Consider the following 16,413-nt stretch of genomic DNA (forward strand, 5'->3'; position numbering starts at 1 on the left):
TTCAGTGTTCTGAGGTTGTCCTCTATTGATCTGCGGTTTTTAACCTCACTGACGATGGAGTTCCTCATGGCGAAAATCACCCTGGCCCAACAGCTGGCGACCACCCTTGAGCAGGCGGGCATCAAGCGCGTCTGGGGCCTGACTGGCGACAGCCTCAACGGTCTGACCGATGCCCTGCGCACCATGGACAGCATCGAGTGGATGCACGTGCGCCACGAGGAAGTCGCCGCCTTTGCCGCCGGCGCCGAAGCGGCAGCAACGGGGGAGCTGACGGTGTGCGCAGGCAGTTGCGGGCCGGGCAATCTGCACTTGATCAACGGGCTCTTCGATTGCCATCGCAACCATGTACCCGTGCTGGCCATTGCCGCGCAGATTCCCTCGTCGGAAATCGGCTTGAACTACTTCCAGGAAACCCACCCTCAGGAGCTGTTCAAGGAGTGCAGTCACTTTATCGAACTGGTGACCAACCCGGCACAGATGCCTCATGTGCTGCACCGCGCCATGCGCTCGGCCATCCTCAATCGCGGCGTGGCGGTGGTGGTGATTCCTGGAGATGTGTCGCTGTTAGAAGTAGAAGACAAATTCAAGCCCTGGCCAGCACTGATGACGCCGCGCACCCTGCCGGCAGAGCAGGACCTGCTGCGCCTGAGCGAGCTCCTCAATCAAAGCACATCCGTGACCCTGCTGTGCGGCAGCGGTTGCGCCGGCGCCCACGACGAAGTAGTTGCGCTGGCCGATGCCCTGGGTGCGCCGGTGGTGCATGCGCTGCGAGGCAAGGAGCATGTGGAGTGGGACAACCCCTTTGATGTCGGCATGACTGGCCTGATCGGCTTCAGCTCGGGCTATCACGCGATGCTCAACTGCGACACGCTGATCATGCTCGGCACCGACTTCCCCTATCGCCAGTTCTACCCCACCGACGCGAAGATCATCCAGGTTGACCGTAACCCCCAGGCGCTGGGCCGTCGCGCCACCCTGGACCTGGGCATTGCCGCCGACGTCAGCGAGACCATTCAAGCCCTGCTGCCGCGCCTGACCCGCAAGACTGATCGCAGCTTCCTCGAAGCCTCGCTCAAGCATTATGAAAAAGCCCGCCAGGGTCTGGATGACCTGGCGCAGCCGTCTGCCGCCAACCGTCCGATCCACCCGCAATACGTGACCCGCCTGCTCAGTGAGCTGGCGGACGACGATGCAATCTTCACCGCCGACGTCGGCTCGCCCACGGTCTGGGCCGCACGCTACCTGAAAATGAATGGCAAACGCCGACTGATTGGCTCGTTCAACCACGGCTCCATGGCCAACGCCATGCCCCAGGCCATCGGCGCCCAGGCGGCATTTCCCGGTCGACAGGTCATTTCGCTGTCCGGCGACGGCGGTTTCAGCATGTTGATGGGCGACTTCATTTCCCTGACACAGTTGAAATTGCCGGTGAAAGTCGTGGTGTACGACAACGCCTCACTGGGATTTGTCGCCATGGAAATGAAGGCTGCCGGCTATCTGGACACCGGCACCGAGCTGAAGAACCCGGACTTCGCCGCCATGGCCAATGCGATGGGTATCCTCGGCATCCGTGTGGAACAGTCTGAGGACCTGGAGCCCGCCTTGCGCCGCGCCCTGGCCCATGACGGCCCGGTGTTGGTCGATGTGGTCACCGCCACTCAGGAATTGGCCATGCCGCCCAGCATCAAATTGGAACAGGCCAAGGGCTTCAGCCTGTACATGCTCAAGGCTGTGATGAGCGGACGTGGTGATGAGGTGATCGAGTTGGCGCGGACCAACTGGTTTCGCTGATCCACGCGCTCACTAACGGCGGGAGGCGCCGTAGCGGACGATGACGTGGGTAACGGCCTCGACGATGGTCGGGTCGGCATCCGGGGCGCTGAACAGGCGAAACTCGGCATCGGGCAGCGCTGGCAAGCCATGCTCGGCGCCGAGTTCTACCAACCCCTGAGACACCTGGCTGCGAGTCATGGGCGCGATGGCAAACCCCGCCAGGGCAGCCGCTTGCAGTCCGACATAGCTGGTGCAAAGCATCGCCGTGCGCTGGGTGATACCGGCCTGTGCAAGGCGGCTGAGCGCAGCTTCCCGGTAAGGGCAAGGCTCTGGAAACAAGGCCAGGGGCAAAGGTGTCGGCAACGCACCGACCGCCTGTGCCGACCACGCCCACACCAGCGGCTCCTGCCACAGCGCCAGGCCAGGCTCGCGGGCCTCGCACAACGAACCGACCACCACGTCCAGTTCGCCTTGTTTCATCAGGGCCAGCAGCGAACCCGGAATGCTCACCTGTACCTTGATCTGTATGCCGGGATAGTCGGCGGCAAACACCTGCAAATCACGTAGCAGACGCGCATCCGCGAACTCCTCCGACACACCTATACGCAGGTCACCGTGAAACGCCGAACGGGTCAACTCGGCCCAGGCATCGCGGTTCAGCGCCAGAATGCCTCGGGCATACGCCATCAAGCGCTCGCCATCGGCGGTCAGTTGCTGCGAGCGGGTGGTGCGGGCCAGTAAAGGTTTGCCGACCTGATCTTCCAGTCGCCGCAAATGACCACTAACGGCTGATTGGGTCAGGTGCAGGCGAGCTGCGGCGCGACTGAATCCCCCCTCATCAACTACCGCAACAAAGGTTTTGAGTAGCAGGACATCGAACATATATAGATTCGTGATTAATAGCTTATTTAGATACGATTTATATTCCATATAGCACTATGTTGCAATGACCCGGTCACCCTCCTCCCTCTTGAGGCAAACCATGACCATCCTGCTGCACATCGAATGCTCCCCACGCAAACAACGCTCGGCCTCCCTAGAAGTCGCCCACCACTTTATCGCCCGCTACCAGCAGAACATCCCAGACACCGAAGTGGTTACGCTGGATCTATGGAGCCTGGACCTGCCGGAATTTGACGGACCGGTGATGGACGCCAAGTACGCGGGCCTGAACGGCACGGCCTTGACCGAAGAACAGGAAGTTGCCTGGAAAGCGGTGAAATCCCTCGCAGCCCACCTCCATGAAGCTGACGTGCTGGTGTTTTCCATTCCGCTCTGGAATTTTGCCGTGCCCTACAAGCTCAAGCACTTTATCGACGTGGTATCGCAGAAGGACGTGCTGTTCGACTTCCACCCGGAACACGGTCTTCAAGGGCTGCTTCACGGCAAGACCGCGGTCAATGTGTATGCACGTGGCATGGACTTTTCTGACCGAGCGCAGGCGGCCGAGCACCCTATGGATTTCCAGAAACCCTACATGGAAGCCTGGCTCAAGTTTATCGGCGTCACCGATGTGCACGCCTTGTATGTGGAGAAAACCATTCTGGGGCCTGAGGTGGATCTGGCGTCGCGGCACATCTCCAATGGGCAGGCGCTACAACTGGCAGACCGTTTGACCTGACCCTCAAAAAAAAGACCCCGCCGATACGGCAGGGTCTTGTCGAGACCGATGAATGTCAGCCCTTCAGTTTTTCTACCCATTTGCCGTAGGCATCGATAAACGCCTGCAAAAACGGCTTGGTCTTTTCCGTCACCTTGCCTGACTCATCAAACGCGCTGCCGGCGCCACCCAGGTAGGCTTCCGGCTGCTGCATGCATGGCACATCGAGGAACACCAGGGACTGGCGCAAATGGTGATTGGCACCAAAACCACCGATGGCACCCGGGGACACACTGATCACCGCGCCCGGCTTGCCGCTCCAGACGCTTTGGCCATAGGGGCGGGAGCCGACGTCAATGGCATTCTTCAATGCGGCGGGCACGGAGCGGTTGTATTCCGGGGTCACGAACAACACCGCGTCGGATGAACTCACGTGTTGGCGGAAAGTACTGTAGGCTGCCGGCAGTCCAGCACCTTCAATGTCTTCGTTGTAGAGCGGCAAATCGCCGATTTCGACAATGTTCAACTTAAGGTTGGCGGGCGCCAGCTCGGCCAATGCCAGGGCAACCTTGCGGTTGATCGACTCTTTTCTCAAGCTGCCAACCAGTACGGCAATCGTGTAGACCTTGCTCATTGGGGTTTCCTGACGTCTGACTAAAGGAGCTTGTAGTTATAGAGTTTCGCGACCCGATCACCAACAGGTTTTTACAACAGCCATGACGTTCAAGATGCGCCGCACCATGTAAGCAATATCTGAAAAAGTCAACGAATAGTATTTTTTTTCCATAGGTAAACTACCCCGCTCCAAGACGGTCTACAGAACCGCAAATCGAGTGTTTATCTCCAGAGGTTCTAAACAGATGGCAGCAGTACTTGTCGGACAGTTCCATGCCAGAGACGCGGAAGGCCGCGTTTATTCCGTGCATGAGTTCCAGGAATCCAACCCGCCGCTCGACGGCTTGGCGGGCTCGGCGCCCACCATCACCTACAAGCTGGCCATTGGCGATCGTGTAGAAAAACTGGACGGCGACGAGTTCCGGTTGATTCAGTCGGGCACCATCATCACCCGCGAATCGCAAACCACCCACGCTTCATAAGCGCTTATTCTCCAAAGGCGATATCAACATTATCGCCAACACCACCCAACGTCCGATCCTTACCGAACGAAAACAGGTCAAAGCCAGTTTTGGCCTGGGTCGCAGGATAGTGGTACTGATAGGGAACGCCCCAGGGGTCGGTGAGTATGTCTTCGTTGACGTATGGCCCCTTCCACTTCGGTTCGCCCGCAGGCTGGGTAGTCAATACCGCCAGGCCCTGCTCATCGGTCGGGTAACGCCCCATATCCTGATGGAACCGCTCTACAGCCTTGCCCAGGACATTGAGCTGAACCTTGGCCGTCGCAATTTCCGACTGGCTGACATCGCCAAATATCCGCGGCCACGCCACGCCGGCGAGCACGCCAATAACGAGTACCATGACCAGGAAGTCCCAGCGTGTTACCCCCCCGCTGCTCATCCTGCTACCTGTTGGTTCGGTTTTACCGGGCATCTGTGGCGCTCCCCCTGTAACACGCGCTGCGTCTTGAGCGTATAAGTCTAGGCGCAAGCGCCTGGCTCAACCATGGATTTCCCCATGCCTTGGATTCAACCATTGAATACAGGTCGTGCTAAACATAGACTCCCTCGATGCGTTTACGTCATATCGAAGTAATTCAGGCCATCTTGCAGACCGGACATCTCGGCACCGCCGCCGAATGGCTGCAATTGCCCGTGGCTGATGTAGACGCAGCGCTCAAGGATGCCGAGCTGCAATTGGGCTTTATGCTGTTTGCCAGTGTGCGCGGGCGCCTGCAGGCGACGCGGGAAACACTGGAGCTACAGGCGCAGATCGCCCATGTGTATGAAGCGCTGGAGCCGGTGCAACGCCTGGCCAGCCGTTTGAAACACCATCACGCCCCCACACTGCGCGCCCTCTGCACTGCGCCCCTGGCCAATCAGGTATTGCCGCAAAGCCTCGCTCTGCTGCGCAGACGCTTCCAGGACACACCCTGCAACCTGTCAAGTCAGCCAACCCGAGAGATCGTCAGGAGCCTGCTGCTGCACGAAGCCGATGTGGGCCTGAGCCTGCATGATCCGGAACACCCACAAATCCAAAGCACCGTGTTGGCACAGGGCAAGCTGCAATTGCTCGCCCCCCATGGCTGGCTCAAGCCCAAGCAAAAGTACATTGCGTTGCAGGACCTGGCCGGCCAATCGATGATTGGACTCGAAGGGCAAGACCCACTGAGTCGCTTGCTGGACGCCAAGCTGCAAGCCTTGCTCCCCCTGCCGGTGGTGCAGACACGGGTGCAGACCTATCAAATGATGCGCAGCATGGTCGAAGCGGGAGAAGGCTTGGCGATTGTCGACCCGTTTACCGCATTCGGCGCGCGGGAGGTTGGGCTGGATGCTTGTCCGTTGTCTCCGCCCATTCCTGTCATCCTCTACGGATTGACTTTGAAGGACGTCGCACCCACGCCAGCGTTGAACGCGCTGCTGGAAATCGTCGCGCACAAGGCCGAGGCCTTCCTGGCCGGCACATCACACGGCACGCCCACCCTGTAAACCCCACCCCACCGCCCTTTTACTCGCCCTGTCACTGACACACCTCCAGACAGTCGAGCGGGAACCTCGTCCGAGACTTTTTACACCCATTCGCTGAAGAAAGTGCCTCGCCGCGCTTTTTATTGGACGATATTCTACAACTACGGAAAGGTTCTCCATGAACGCCATTCAACCCGCTCATGCTCATCTGCCTCTCACAAACCTGGCCAGTCTCGAACCAAAGCAAAGCGCCAGCACTTTAATGATTCCCCAACCTGCTCCGCCCGAAGCGGCGATCAGCGACACAAGCTCTGACGAGCACGACAACCCCGCAACCCTTAAAAAAGCCTTTGGTGAACGCTGCAACTGGAAAGAGCTGGCCGCGGCACTGCGTACCCTCCTTGACGAAGCGAACAAAGCCTTCCCAGGCGAATTGTCCAGCGACCAGCAAAGCCGTCTTGAGGTGCAGTTGGCATCGCGCTTGACCACCCTCTCACTGCCGGTGTGTGAAGACTCCACCTACTACCAGAAACACAAGCTGACGCCCGCCAACTACGTCGTCAGCCTTCACACCTACCTCAGCGGCAGTGGCTTGAGCGCACCGAAGACCCTTGACGAGTTGCTCGCGCTGTATCAGGTCGCAATCAAGCACATCCAGATACATCCCCTGGGTAACTTTAGCGGGGCGCTGTCCTGGCCGACCCCTATGGCGGTACAGGATCAACAAGCCATCATCGACCTGCTGAATGCACCTGGCTCGACCCTGCCAGGGCTGCCATTGACCGACAAAAAAGGGGGGGCGCTGGGCTATCTGCTTTCAGGTAGCAACCTGTCAGACAACGACTTGAAAAAGGCCAGCAACGCGACGGAGACGTTGCTGGCTTCAGCCAAAGCGCAGGCACTGGGCAAGGCCATACAAACCCATTTGGGCGGCATCGCGACGAATACCAGCGTCAATGACTACTTATTGGCGGCCATCCACCTGGGCCTGGACCCCGAATCCCTGAACAACGCGGCGCGCAACAGCGTCGCCGGCTTTGACCTTGGACAACGGCAGCATTGGGGGAAATCAGCCGCAGCGGTGATCGAGAGCTTAAGCCGCCATCTGGTGAAGGAAGGGCGAGCGTCCCCACCATCGGCCGATCTCGCGGCCCGCATATTGCTGGCACGCACTGCGCCTGAACACCTGGTCAAGGATATCCCGCCCAGCGTGACTTACGGCAGTATCCCCTGGACGCAACTGACGATCGCGGCGGCCAAGCTGGAAGCCCAGTCGCCAGGGCGTGTACTCACGATGACCTATAGCGAGGTGCTGACGGCCGCCGAGGCCGCGGTCGACGCACAGCGCATTCAACCTATCCAGCGCGAAGCCTTGAACAATTGGGCTGCCGTCAATGGCCTGTTGAATACCGATCCAGCACCCACCGATGCTGAAATTCGGCGCTCGTTCATCACCCAACAGAACGCCGTGCAAGATATATCCATAGCACTGGCAACGCCCATCCCCGACCGGGAAGCGATGGGGCTGGAGTTACTCAGGAAAGAGTTTCCGGGAGCCGAGGACCGCGTCTTCAAGGTAAAAAATATCCTCAAAGCCCGATTGCATGAAGGGCGCCCCGGCCGCGCCCCCGGGGAGTACTCGATGCTGGACATCGTCATGCAGGGCGACAGGGTCACCCATGACGATAATGAGCATTGGGTAACCAATGACAAGCGGATCCCCATTCAGGCTTTTTGCGACAAATCCGCCAGCGGAAAGCTGACGGTTGAAGATGACTTTACCAAGCGCTACACGTCGGCAATAGAGGATCAGGTAAACGGTCACACAGGCCTGACCAAGTACCTTATCTCGACTTTGCCGCCGGAGGACCGGAAAAATTTCGAGTATGGCCAGCTCGAATTTTTCCATACCAATGAATACAAAATAGGTACGGACTTCTGGACAAAAAGCCTGACCACTAAAGGCCATACGCTGGATGTGAAAATCACACGTGACAAGCAGGTCAACGTTTACCGCATTGATACTCGCGCCGGCACCATTACAAAAGAAAACTACCTGTCCGACGGCTATTCGCCACCCTACAAACTCGAAACGAGAAACGCCAGCACGCTAAAAAAAACCGTCTCGTTCAACCCATTCCCGGACGACCACACCGAACAGTCCAAGGAAAAAAAGACGGTCTCGCAAACGCCGCAGGTCTTCGATTCCGAGCGTACGAACTACATCGCCAAGGTGTTCGCTCACTCCCTTGATCTGCACGGTGATGACCTGCTTCAACATGCTCGCGGGGTAACCTCTTACGACAAAGACATCGCCGACAACAAAGCCGTGCGCGATTTTTTCCTCAACCTCATTCCCCTGAGATCGGCGATCGTCAACTTCACGCAAGGTAACGTCGCCGAAGGTGTGTTTGACCTCGGCCTCGATGTGATTGGCCTGCTGTCGCTGGGTACCGGCAAGGCCGCCCAAGCGGGCAAGGTACTTGCCAAGGGCGTAACCAGTGTGAACGCTGCGTCGAAAGCAGTGCGATTCCTGGGCACCGTCGCAATCGAGGCGGTCAACCCCTTGAGTGGCGCAGGCGGCATGCTCAGGGAAGCCGGGGGACTGATACATAGCGGCGCCCGCTTGGGGCGAGAGGCGGTCAATGTTCTAAAGGGCGCCAGCGGCAACTACGATCTGCTCAAAGCGGCAGGCACACAACATGGTTTGGCTGCAGTGGGCAGCTACAAGGTTGCCGATCACAGCCTTGAAGCGGGTGCCGTGTTCCGCGACGGTAACTGGTACGCCTACGACGTGGCCAAGGGCAAGCCCTATGGGGCACCGCTGAATGATTTCCAGCCCCGTGTGGCGGCGGCCGCAGGTGAAGTCAAAGTGCTCGATACGCCAGAGTTACTGGGCTATGAAGTTGCCATATCCCCTGATCTGCTGCGGGTGAAAGGCCTGCAGGCCAATGTCTACGTGGGTCCGGGCAACAAGGAATATATAAAAATCGACGGCAGGTTTTATCAATCCAAGCTCAAAGATGGCCAACGTGTTGTCCAGCACCCCAGCGCAAGCCGAGCCGACACCGCTGTCAGGGACCTGGGCAGCGCGGGCTGGGAACCCTCTGTCACTGCCAACCGTTTACTCGGTGGTCACCCCAGCACCCCGGCTGCCTGGAAGATCGGTGATAACACCTACATCCTGCCGATGGACGACGTAAAAATAACAACGGGCTCTGTTGCATCTATCTACTCCGTCAAATATGACGGCACGAACTATTCCGTCACCTTTGACAGCCAGGTGGGGGCTTGGAGCAGCGGTCCGAATATCGATGGCAAAACCCGTTATTTCTGGAGAAGCGCGAATAACAAATGGGAAAGGGGGACGCTAGATCAACTGAAAAGAGCCAAGAAAATAGACGCGCACAATTACAGCTTCGTCGAGCTGACCACACCGGCCATATTGCATGCGCCCAAGAATGTCCGGCCACTACCCAAAGATATCCACTACTTCTGGGCTGGCGGCGACATACGGGATGCGCTGGTTAAGAATATTGCGCAAAACGCCGAGAAAATGCCGGGGTTCAAATCCATTTTGCACGTCGACGCCGACACCCCGGAGGTGTTCCAGACCATCAAGGCAAAGCTGGAAAGAGACGCACCGGGCATGACCGTCATGAACCTTCACGAAGACAGTTTTTTCCAATCATTGAAAACCACAGACATATACTCATACTTCCGCCAAGGTCAGGGCAGGAACCTCGCCGCGGCCTCCGACGTGGCACGCTACCCGTTGATGAATAAGTACGGTGGTATCTATCTTGATACCGACGACTCGATCAAAGGGTCTGTCGGTTCGGCAGGCCTGAACGCAGGCGACGCGGATATCCTGGTCGGCCGACCGATCACGCACCCAGTAGCCAATGAAAAAAATTTCTACAATACGAGCAACTTCGCCACGCAAATGGACAACCCGGTGGTCACTGAAATGATCGCCGAGATGAATCGCCGCTTCACCAAAAACAAGCCCTATTTTGAGGGCAGTCGCCCTACCGCCAGCAGAAACGCCCAGGGCAGCGTCAACTACACCCCGGAATTTCTGGAGTACGAAGGCAAGATTTTTGAAACCGTTGGCCCGATGATGTTTGACGACGTACTGAAATCTCGGCGACCTGACATTTACGACCTAGGCTTCGATGGGATGAGTAAAGAAAGAAAGTGGCTCCATGGCTCGCTCCTGAACGGCGCCCTGTTTAACCTGGAAAGCGACACTCGTAAGTATTTTGAGAGAAAAGGCATAACGGCGCCCCACGAGCTTAAACAGCACCTGCAGGAGGCCAAAAGGCACTACCAGGCGTTCCGAGAACAACTGAAGATCCAAATCGGGGGTGAACACTCCTGGATCGATTCATAGTCTACCCTGCGCGGCTTGAGCCGTTGACAGTGAGCAACGTTCAGGCCGCCTCCAGTTCAGATTTGAATAACCGATACCAGAAAATCGCCACCTCCCTGGTCTGCGGATCGATCCCGCGATAGCGCAAGTGATCGATCCCACCCATCACATACCCGCAACGCTCATACAAGCGGCAGGCACCGAGGTTGTTGTTCTGGGTCTCCAGCATCATGCCCGGCAGGCTTTTCTTGCGGCTCCAGAACTGCGCCACATCCAACAGCGCCTTGGCCACACCATGGCGGCGGGCCGGTAACACCACCGCCAGCTCATCCACATGGGCAAAGCCGTTCCAGTTGGTGCTGACCACAACATGCCCAACAGGCCGGTCGTCCAGGTAGGCCATGAACACCGCGCTGTCGGCGGCATCCCGGTAGCTGGCAAACTCTTGCGGGTCAATGCCGTAGCACTTACGGTACGGCAAGACCCGCTCCACCGCCCACTGCTCGACCCGCTTGCCCATCTCCGGCACACCGTAGGCGCCGACCTCAAAGCTGAAGTCATTGCCCCACACGTAGGCGTCAAATCCCTCATCGGCGACTCGCACACTGAGCCCCGGATACTTCGGATTCATCACAGCTTGCATATCTATCCCTAAACCTTGATGCAATCGACGGTGTAACAACGACCCTTGCCGTCATCTTCGTGTTGCAATCCATGAACATCCGCGACAAAACCGGGGAAGCTGCTATCGAACTCCCGCGCAAAGGCCAGGTAATCGATGATCGAACGCGTCGACTCGGTAAAGCGCTCCCCTGGCATGATCAATGGAATACCCGGCGGGTAAGGCACCAGCATCACCGCTGCAATGCGACCTGGCAAGGCATCGATGGGTACCGCCTCGACTTCACCCCGTACCAATTGGTCGTAGGCATCGGCGGGCTTCATCGCAATCTCAGGTAACACGGTGTACATCCGCTTGAGATGCTTGGCCGTGGCATTGCTGCGATAACAGCTGTGCAACTGATCACACAAGTCCTTCAATCCCAAGCCCTGATAACGCAACGGGCCTTGTTGAAACACCGATGGCAAGCAGCTTGCCAGGCTGACATTGGCATCGTAGCTGCGTTTGAATTCGAGCAGTTCGGTGAGCAGGGTACTCCACTTGCCTTTGGTGATCCCCATGGAGAACAGCACCAGGAAGGAATATAGCCCGGTCTTTTCCACCACCAGCCCACGCTCCCACAGGAACTTGCTGACCACTGCGGCTGGAATGCCGCACTCGCTCAAGGCCCCGCCGGCGTTGAGCCCAGGCATCACCAGCGTCACCTTAATGGGGTCGAGCAACACATAGTCTTCGGCAATATCACCGAAGCCATGCCAGTCAGCTTCAGGTTGCAGCAGCCAATCGGCGGTGACGACCCGATCAATACCCGCCACCAGCGGCGGCTGCCAGATGGAAAACCACCAGTCTTCAGCGGCGATGTGTTGGCGCAAGTTGGCCAATGCACGGCGAAAACTCAGGGCCTCGTCGAACATTTCCTGCAGCAGCGAACGTCCCGCCGGGCCTTCCATCATTGCCGATGCCACATCCAGGGAAGCGATGATGCTGTACTGGGGCGAGGTGGAGATATGCATCATGAACGCTTCGTTGAAGCGGTCACGATCCAACTGCCGGGCACCGCCATCCTGCACGTGAATCATCGAGGCCTGACTGAAGGCTGCCAGCAGTTTATGGGTGGAGTGAGTGGTGAATACCAGCGGACTGTCCGGGGTGCGCGAGGTGCCCATGCCATAGCGCCCGGCAAAGAACTCGTGAAAGGCCGCGTAGGCGTACCAGGCCTCATCGAAATGCAGCACCTCGACGCTGTTGCCCAGTTGCTGCTTGATCAGCTCTGCGTTGTAGCACAGGCCGTCGTAGGTGGAGTTGGTGACCACGGCCATCTTGACCTTCGCCGGTCGGCCACGGGTCAGTGGGCTGGCGTCGATCTTGGCGCGAATCGATTCGCGGCTGAACTCGCTTAAAGGAATCGGCCCGATAATCCCAAGCTCATTACGCTCCGGGCATAGGTACAGCGGGATAGCGCCAGTCATGATGATTGAGTGCAGCACCGACTTGTGGCAGTTGCGGTCCACCAGCACCATGTCATCACGACCGACCATGGAGTGCCAGACGATCTTGTTCGCGGTGGAGGTGCCATTGATGACGAAGAAGGTGTGGTCGGCACCGAAGTTACGCGCCGCCCGCGCTTCGGCTTCAGCCAAGGGACCGGTGTGATCCAGCAGCGAGCCCAGTTCCGGCACCGACACGGACAAATCCGAACGCAAGGTGTTTTCCCCGAAGAACTGATGAAAAGCCTGCCCTACCGGACTCTTGCGATACGCCACACCGCCGCCATGGCCGGGGGTGTGCCAGGAATAATTGGAATCGGCAGTGTGCTGCACCAGGGCCTTGAAGAATGGCGGTAACAGGCCATCCAGGTAACTGCGCGCGGCGCGCGCCACTTGCCGGGCGAGGAACGGCACGGTGTCTTCAAACAGGTAGAGGATGCCCCGCAATTGGTTGAGTTCACTCATGGCATCGGCGGGGGCGTTTTCCAGGGTGACTTGCTCACCCAGGGCAAAGATCGGCAGGTTCGGCGCCCGAACCCGCGCCAACCGAATCAGCTCCACCATATTTTGCAGTAAATGGGTATTTTCCCCGGCGCCCTCGGCGGCGATCAGCATGCACGCCAGGCCGTGATGGGTCGAGGCAACCAGCCGGCCTTCGGCATAGTCCACCGCCGAGAAGATACTGAAGCCCTCCTGTTCCAGCTCCCGGGCGATGCCTCGGACCCGATCACCGGCAACGGTGTCGGCCTTGATGTCACGGTGCACGATAAGGACAGGGAACTTCAGGTCTTTGTACATGAGTGCTGGGCGTCCTGAGAATTTTTTCTCAGTGTAGCCGCTGCCGAGGCACGAGGCTGCGATGGGCGGCGCAGCGGCTACTGCTCAGTCAATTGGCTCCACAACGCGGGCGCGCCGGCAGACTTGGCAATAGCTTCCAGCCGCTGCGCGTGTTCGAGCATGTCCTGCTCGCTGGCACGAATGATCGTGGTCGGCTTGCGATCAGCCGGCAGGCGACGGATTTCCGAAGGGCGATTGCCCGAGCCTTCCGCCGAACCGTTGCCATCCGAGGCGTTACCGGCCAGGGACAGGCTGGTCTGGCCGCCGGTCATGGTCAGGTAGACGTCGGCGAGGATCTCGGAGTCGAGCAAGGCGCCGTGCAATTCACGGCCAGAGTTGTCGACGCCATAACGTTTGCACAAGGCATCGAGGCTGTTGCGCTGGCCCGGGTGACGCTCACGCGCCATCATCAGGGTATCGAGGATCGAGCAGTGCCGGGTGATATCGGCACGGTCCGTCTGACCCATCAGGGCGAATTCGTTATTGATGAAGCCGACGTCGAACGCCGCGTTATGGATGATCAACTGCGCGCCATCGATGAACTCGAAGAACTCATCAGCGACTTCGGCAAAGCGCGGCTTGCCCACCAGGAACTCGTTGGTAATACCGTGGACGCCAATGGCGCCCTCGTCACTTTCCCGGTCCGGCTGCAGGTACACATGGAAGTGGCGACCAGTGAGGCGGCGACCCAGTAGTTCGACACAACCGATTTCAATGATCCGGTGGCCGTCGGTCACCGGCATGCCGGTGGTTTCGGTATCGAGTACAACAGATCGGATGGCCATCAGGGTTCAGCTCTCAACGGTTCGGTGCATTTCAAGGGGCGAGATATTAGCACGCTCCATAACCGAAGCGACCTATGACGCAAAACCGCGAGCGCGCGCCCAACAGTTTTTTACAAGATTTAGCAAACCTGCTGCTGTTTGCTACACGCCTCGTTGCTAGCCTGCGCGGCTCTCTACTGATGCGGAATACTCAGGTTCATGTTCAAGAAGAAATGGCTGTTCACCCTGTGCCTGCTCGGCGCCACCAGTGTGCAGGCCACCAGTTTTGTCATGACGACTGACGCCTTGGTCAGCCTGTCGATGAGTGCCACCAAAGGTACGAGCAGCAGCTTCAAGGACGACAAAATCGTGTTGGCGGCCAAGACCGACGCCGCATCGTTTGTCGCAAGCCGGGGTGAAATACGCGGTGCCCAGTTGGAGTCGGCATTCCAGCACATTCGCTACACGCTGGCGGATTTACAGTGCACGGACGAGCAACTCGCCCGTGCGATCCTGATCCTGTGACCGATGTCGATCACTGGGTCTTTTTGATCAGGTCAAAATCCCGCAGGGCTACGTAGGGGTCCCAGTACTCGCGCACAGACTGGATCTGCCCGTCCTTGGCCATGCGCAGAATGGCGATGAAGGTTTGGTGGTAGGGCTTGCCGCTGGAGCGAATCACGCCGTCGCTGGTGTACTCAAACACATAAGTCCCCTTTTCGGTGGTCTCAAGCAGGGTCCAGGTCTTGGGATCGCTGTACCTCAAGTTGCCCATTTGCTTACTGAAGTTGGTGAAGTAATCAGTCATCTCCTGACGCCCCTTATTCACGCGCTTGAAACCGGCGTTGGGGAAATCGTCTACGGGCGCATAGGTCAGCTCGTAAGCACCATCCTTTGTATAGTACTTAGCCATTTCAGCCGGATGCTCCGACCAGCCATCCAGGCTACGCCAGTAGAAGTCAGCCACATCAGCCTTGGTGTAACCCGGCGACAGGTAGTAAAAGCCACCCTGCTCCTTGATTGCTGCTTTGGGTTGGGCGTTAACCCCGGCGGCAAAGACTGCCGTGGTGACCAGAACACCCAGTAACCATCCACGAAGACTCATCATGTTTATTACCTCACTCTCGATTGACTAACGGGTTGATTCGGCTTTATTGCGGGCGCAACTTTCCCGATGCGGTCATGGCCTGACGGCACGGGTGCCAGGTGTGACTCAATGGGGCATGCGCAGAACGGCCTTGATGGTTTCGCCGGAATGGATATCAGCGATCGCCTGGTTGATCTGTGCCAGATCGTAGAAGCGGATCATCTTGTCTACCGGGAAACGACGTTGCTTGAACAACTCCACCAGCCGAGGCAGGAAGACTGAAGGCGCCGCGTCACCCATGATGCTGCCGCGCACCACTCGGCCCCGGATCAGTTGCATGACATCCAGAGACAGTTGGGTTCCGGGCGCGACCACGCCGGTCAGCACCGCCTCGCCGCCCTCTTCCAGGACATTGACTGCGCTGGCCATCACGCCAACATGACCGGCGCATTCGACAGCGTATTTCACGCCCTTGCCGGCGGTCAGCGCCATGACCTGTTGCACCGAGTCGCCCTGACTGGCGTCAATCAGGTGGGTCGCTCCCATCTCTTGGGCAACCGCCAGGCGTGAGGATTGCGGGTCTACCGCAATGATCGGATTGCAACCGATAGCCCGCGCCGCCATGACCGCGCTCAGGCCTACCGCGCCCATGCCGAACACGGCGATGGCAGTACCAGGCGCTGGCTTTAGAGTATTCATCACGGCACCGGCACCGGTCATCACGCCACAGGCAAAGGGCCCCAGAAACTCCAGTGGCGCGTCATCTGCAACCTTGACGAGGCTGCTGGCGGTCACCACCGCGTAGCTGGCGAACGAAGACTGGCCAAAAAAGTGGCTGTGCACTGGCTGCCCCTTGTCATGCAATGACACCGAGCCATCGGCACGGGACGCTTTCCAGTTGTAGTCGAAATGCTCGTCGCAGTAAGTCGGCAGGCCACTGGCGCAGTGGCTGCATTGACCACAGAAGCCCAGGGACAGGATGACCTTGTCACCCACCTGCACATGGCTGACATTCGGCCCGACTTGCTCGACGATGCCTGCACCTTCGTGGCCGAGCACCACGGGCATCGCGACTGCGATCTGCTGGTCGCGTACGGCGAGGTCGGTGTGGCAGATGCCCGTGGCGATGATTTTGACCCGGACTTCGCCGCTACGCGGTGTGTCCAGTTGCAAGTGGCGCAGGTCAAACAGCGAGCCTTTGCCTTCGGTAACGGCAGCCAGGATTCTCATGGCGTTTTTTCTCTGCAACGTCAGTGGCTTGTAGCTGATTACCGGAGTAACCAGTC

Annotated in this window: 14 protein-coding genes; 6 read left to right on the plus strand and 8 right to left on the minus strand. The window is 58.4% G+C overall.

The window, feature by feature from the left end; genetic code table 11:
* The first annotated feature begins 66 nt into the window (after window positions 1–66).
* The gene (gene poxB / locus HKK55_RS11715) at window positions 67–1,791 is read left to right on the plus strand and encodes a ubiquinone-dependent pyruvate dehydrogenase (RefSeq protein WP_169354824.1); all 1,725 of its coding nucleotides are present in this window, start codon (window positions 67–69) and stop codon (window positions 1,789–1,791) included.
* Window positions 1,792–1,803: 12 nt separating this feature from the next.
* Here the strand turns inward: poxB and HKK55_RS11720 are convergent, their stop codons facing one another.
* Entirely contained in the window at window positions 1,804–2,655 is an 852-nt protein-coding gene (locus tag HKK55_RS11720; protein ID WP_169354825.1) for a LysR family transcriptional regulator, read from the minus strand.
* Window positions 2,656–2,755: 100 nt separating this feature from the next.
* On the opposite strand from HKK55_RS11720, the gene HKK55_RS11725 reads away from it, so the two are divergent.
* Window positions 2,756–3,394 (plus strand): FMN-dependent NADH-azoreductase, encoded by a 639-nt coding sequence (locus HKK55_RS11725; protein ID WP_169354826.1) that lies wholly within the window; start codon window positions 2,756–2,758, stop codon window positions 3,392–3,394.
* Between the two features lie 55 nt (window positions 3,395–3,449).
* Here HKK55_RS11725 and HKK55_RS11730 read toward each other — a convergent pair whose 3' ends face one another.
* Window positions 3,450–4,007, minus strand: coding sequence for an NADPH-dependent FMN reductase (locus HKK55_RS11730; RefSeq protein ID WP_155583876.1), 558 nt, complete (start codon window positions 4,005–4,007; stop codon window positions 3,450–3,452).
* Between the two features lie 226 nt (window positions 4,008–4,233).
* Here HKK55_RS11730 and HKK55_RS11735 point away from each other — a divergent pair, with 226 nt between their 5' ends.
* Entirely contained in the window at window positions 4,234–4,470 is a 237-nt protein-coding gene (locus tag HKK55_RS11735; protein ID WP_169354827.1) for a hypothetical protein, read from the plus strand.
* 4 nt (window positions 4,471–4,474) lie between these two features.
* Here the strand turns inward: HKK55_RS11735 and gspG are convergent, their stop codons facing one another.
* Entirely contained in the window at window positions 4,475–4,921 is a 447-nt protein-coding gene (gene gspG, locus HKK55_RS11740; protein ID WP_169354828.1) for a type II secretion system major pseudopilin GspG, read from the minus strand.
* A gap of 137 nt (window positions 4,922–5,058) precedes the next feature.
* Here gspG and HKK55_RS11745 point away from each other — a divergent pair, with 137 nt between their 5' ends.
* Both HKK55_RS11745 and HKK55_RS11750 read left to right on the plus strand, forming a co-directional pair.
* Window positions 5,059–5,976, plus strand: a complete 918-nt coding sequence (locus HKK55_RS11745) for a LysR substrate-binding domain-containing protein (RefSeq protein WP_169354829.1) — start codon at window positions 5,059–5,061, stop codon at window positions 5,974–5,976.
* A gap of 157 nt (window positions 5,977–6,133) precedes the next feature.
* On the plus strand, window positions 6,134–10,351 hold the full coding sequence (locus tag HKK55_RS11750) for a glycosyltransferase (RefSeq protein ID WP_169354830.1): 4,218 nt from the start codon (window positions 6,134–6,136) through the stop codon (window positions 10,349–10,351).
* 40 nt (window positions 10,352–10,391) lie between these two features.
* On the opposite strand, the gene HKK55_RS11755 is transcribed toward HKK55_RS11750, so the two are convergent.
* The 3 genes from HKK55_RS11755 to dnaQ form a co-directional block, all read right to left on the minus strand.
* Window positions 10,392–10,973 carry a GNAT family N-acetyltransferase gene (locus HKK55_RS11755; RefSeq protein WP_169354831.1) on the minus strand — a complete coding sequence of 194 codons (582 nt, stop codon included), beginning with the start codon at window positions 10,971–10,973 and terminating at the stop codon, window positions 10,392–10,394.
* 8 nt (window positions 10,974–10,981) lie between these two features.
* Window positions 10,982–13,237, minus strand: coding sequence for an Orn/Lys/Arg decarboxylase N-terminal domain-containing protein (locus tag HKK55_RS11760; RefSeq protein ID WP_169354832.1), 2,256 nt, complete (start codon window positions 13,235–13,237; stop codon window positions 10,982–10,984).
* Window positions 13,238–13,314: 77 nt separating this feature from the next.
* Window positions 13,315–14,055, minus strand: a complete 741-nt coding sequence (dnaQ, locus tag HKK55_RS11765; protein ID WP_169357837.1) for a DNA polymerase III subunit epsilon — start codon at window positions 14,053–14,055, stop codon at window positions 13,315–13,317.
* Between the two features lie 204 nt (window positions 14,056–14,259).
* Here dnaQ and HKK55_RS11770 point away from each other — a divergent pair, with 204 nt between their 5' ends.
* Window positions 14,260–14,565, plus strand: coding sequence for a DUF2388 domain-containing protein (locus HKK55_RS11770; RefSeq protein ID WP_169354833.1), 306 nt, complete (start codon window positions 14,260–14,262; stop codon window positions 14,563–14,565).
* 10 nt (window positions 14,566–14,575) lie between these two features.
* Here HKK55_RS11770 and HKK55_RS11775 read toward each other — a convergent pair whose 3' ends face one another.
* The gene (locus HKK55_RS11775; protein WP_169354834.1) at window positions 14,576–15,148 is read right to left on the minus strand and encodes a nuclear transport factor 2 family protein; all 573 of its coding nucleotides are present in this window, start codon (window positions 15,146–15,148) and stop codon (window positions 14,576–14,578) included.
* Between the two features lie 105 nt (window positions 15,149–15,253).
* Window positions 15,254–16,357 (minus strand): NAD(P)-dependent alcohol dehydrogenase, encoded by a 1,104-nt coding sequence (locus HKK55_RS11780; protein ID WP_169354835.1) that lies wholly within the window; start codon window positions 16,355–16,357, stop codon window positions 15,254–15,256.
* Window positions 16,358–16,413 lie beyond the last annotated feature (56 nt).

The sequence above is a fragment of the Pseudomonas sp. ADAK18 genome (genome assembly GCF_012935695.1).
Taxonomy (GTDB): Bacteria; Pseudomonadota; Gammaproteobacteria; order Pseudomonadales; family Pseudomonadaceae; genus Aquipseudomonas.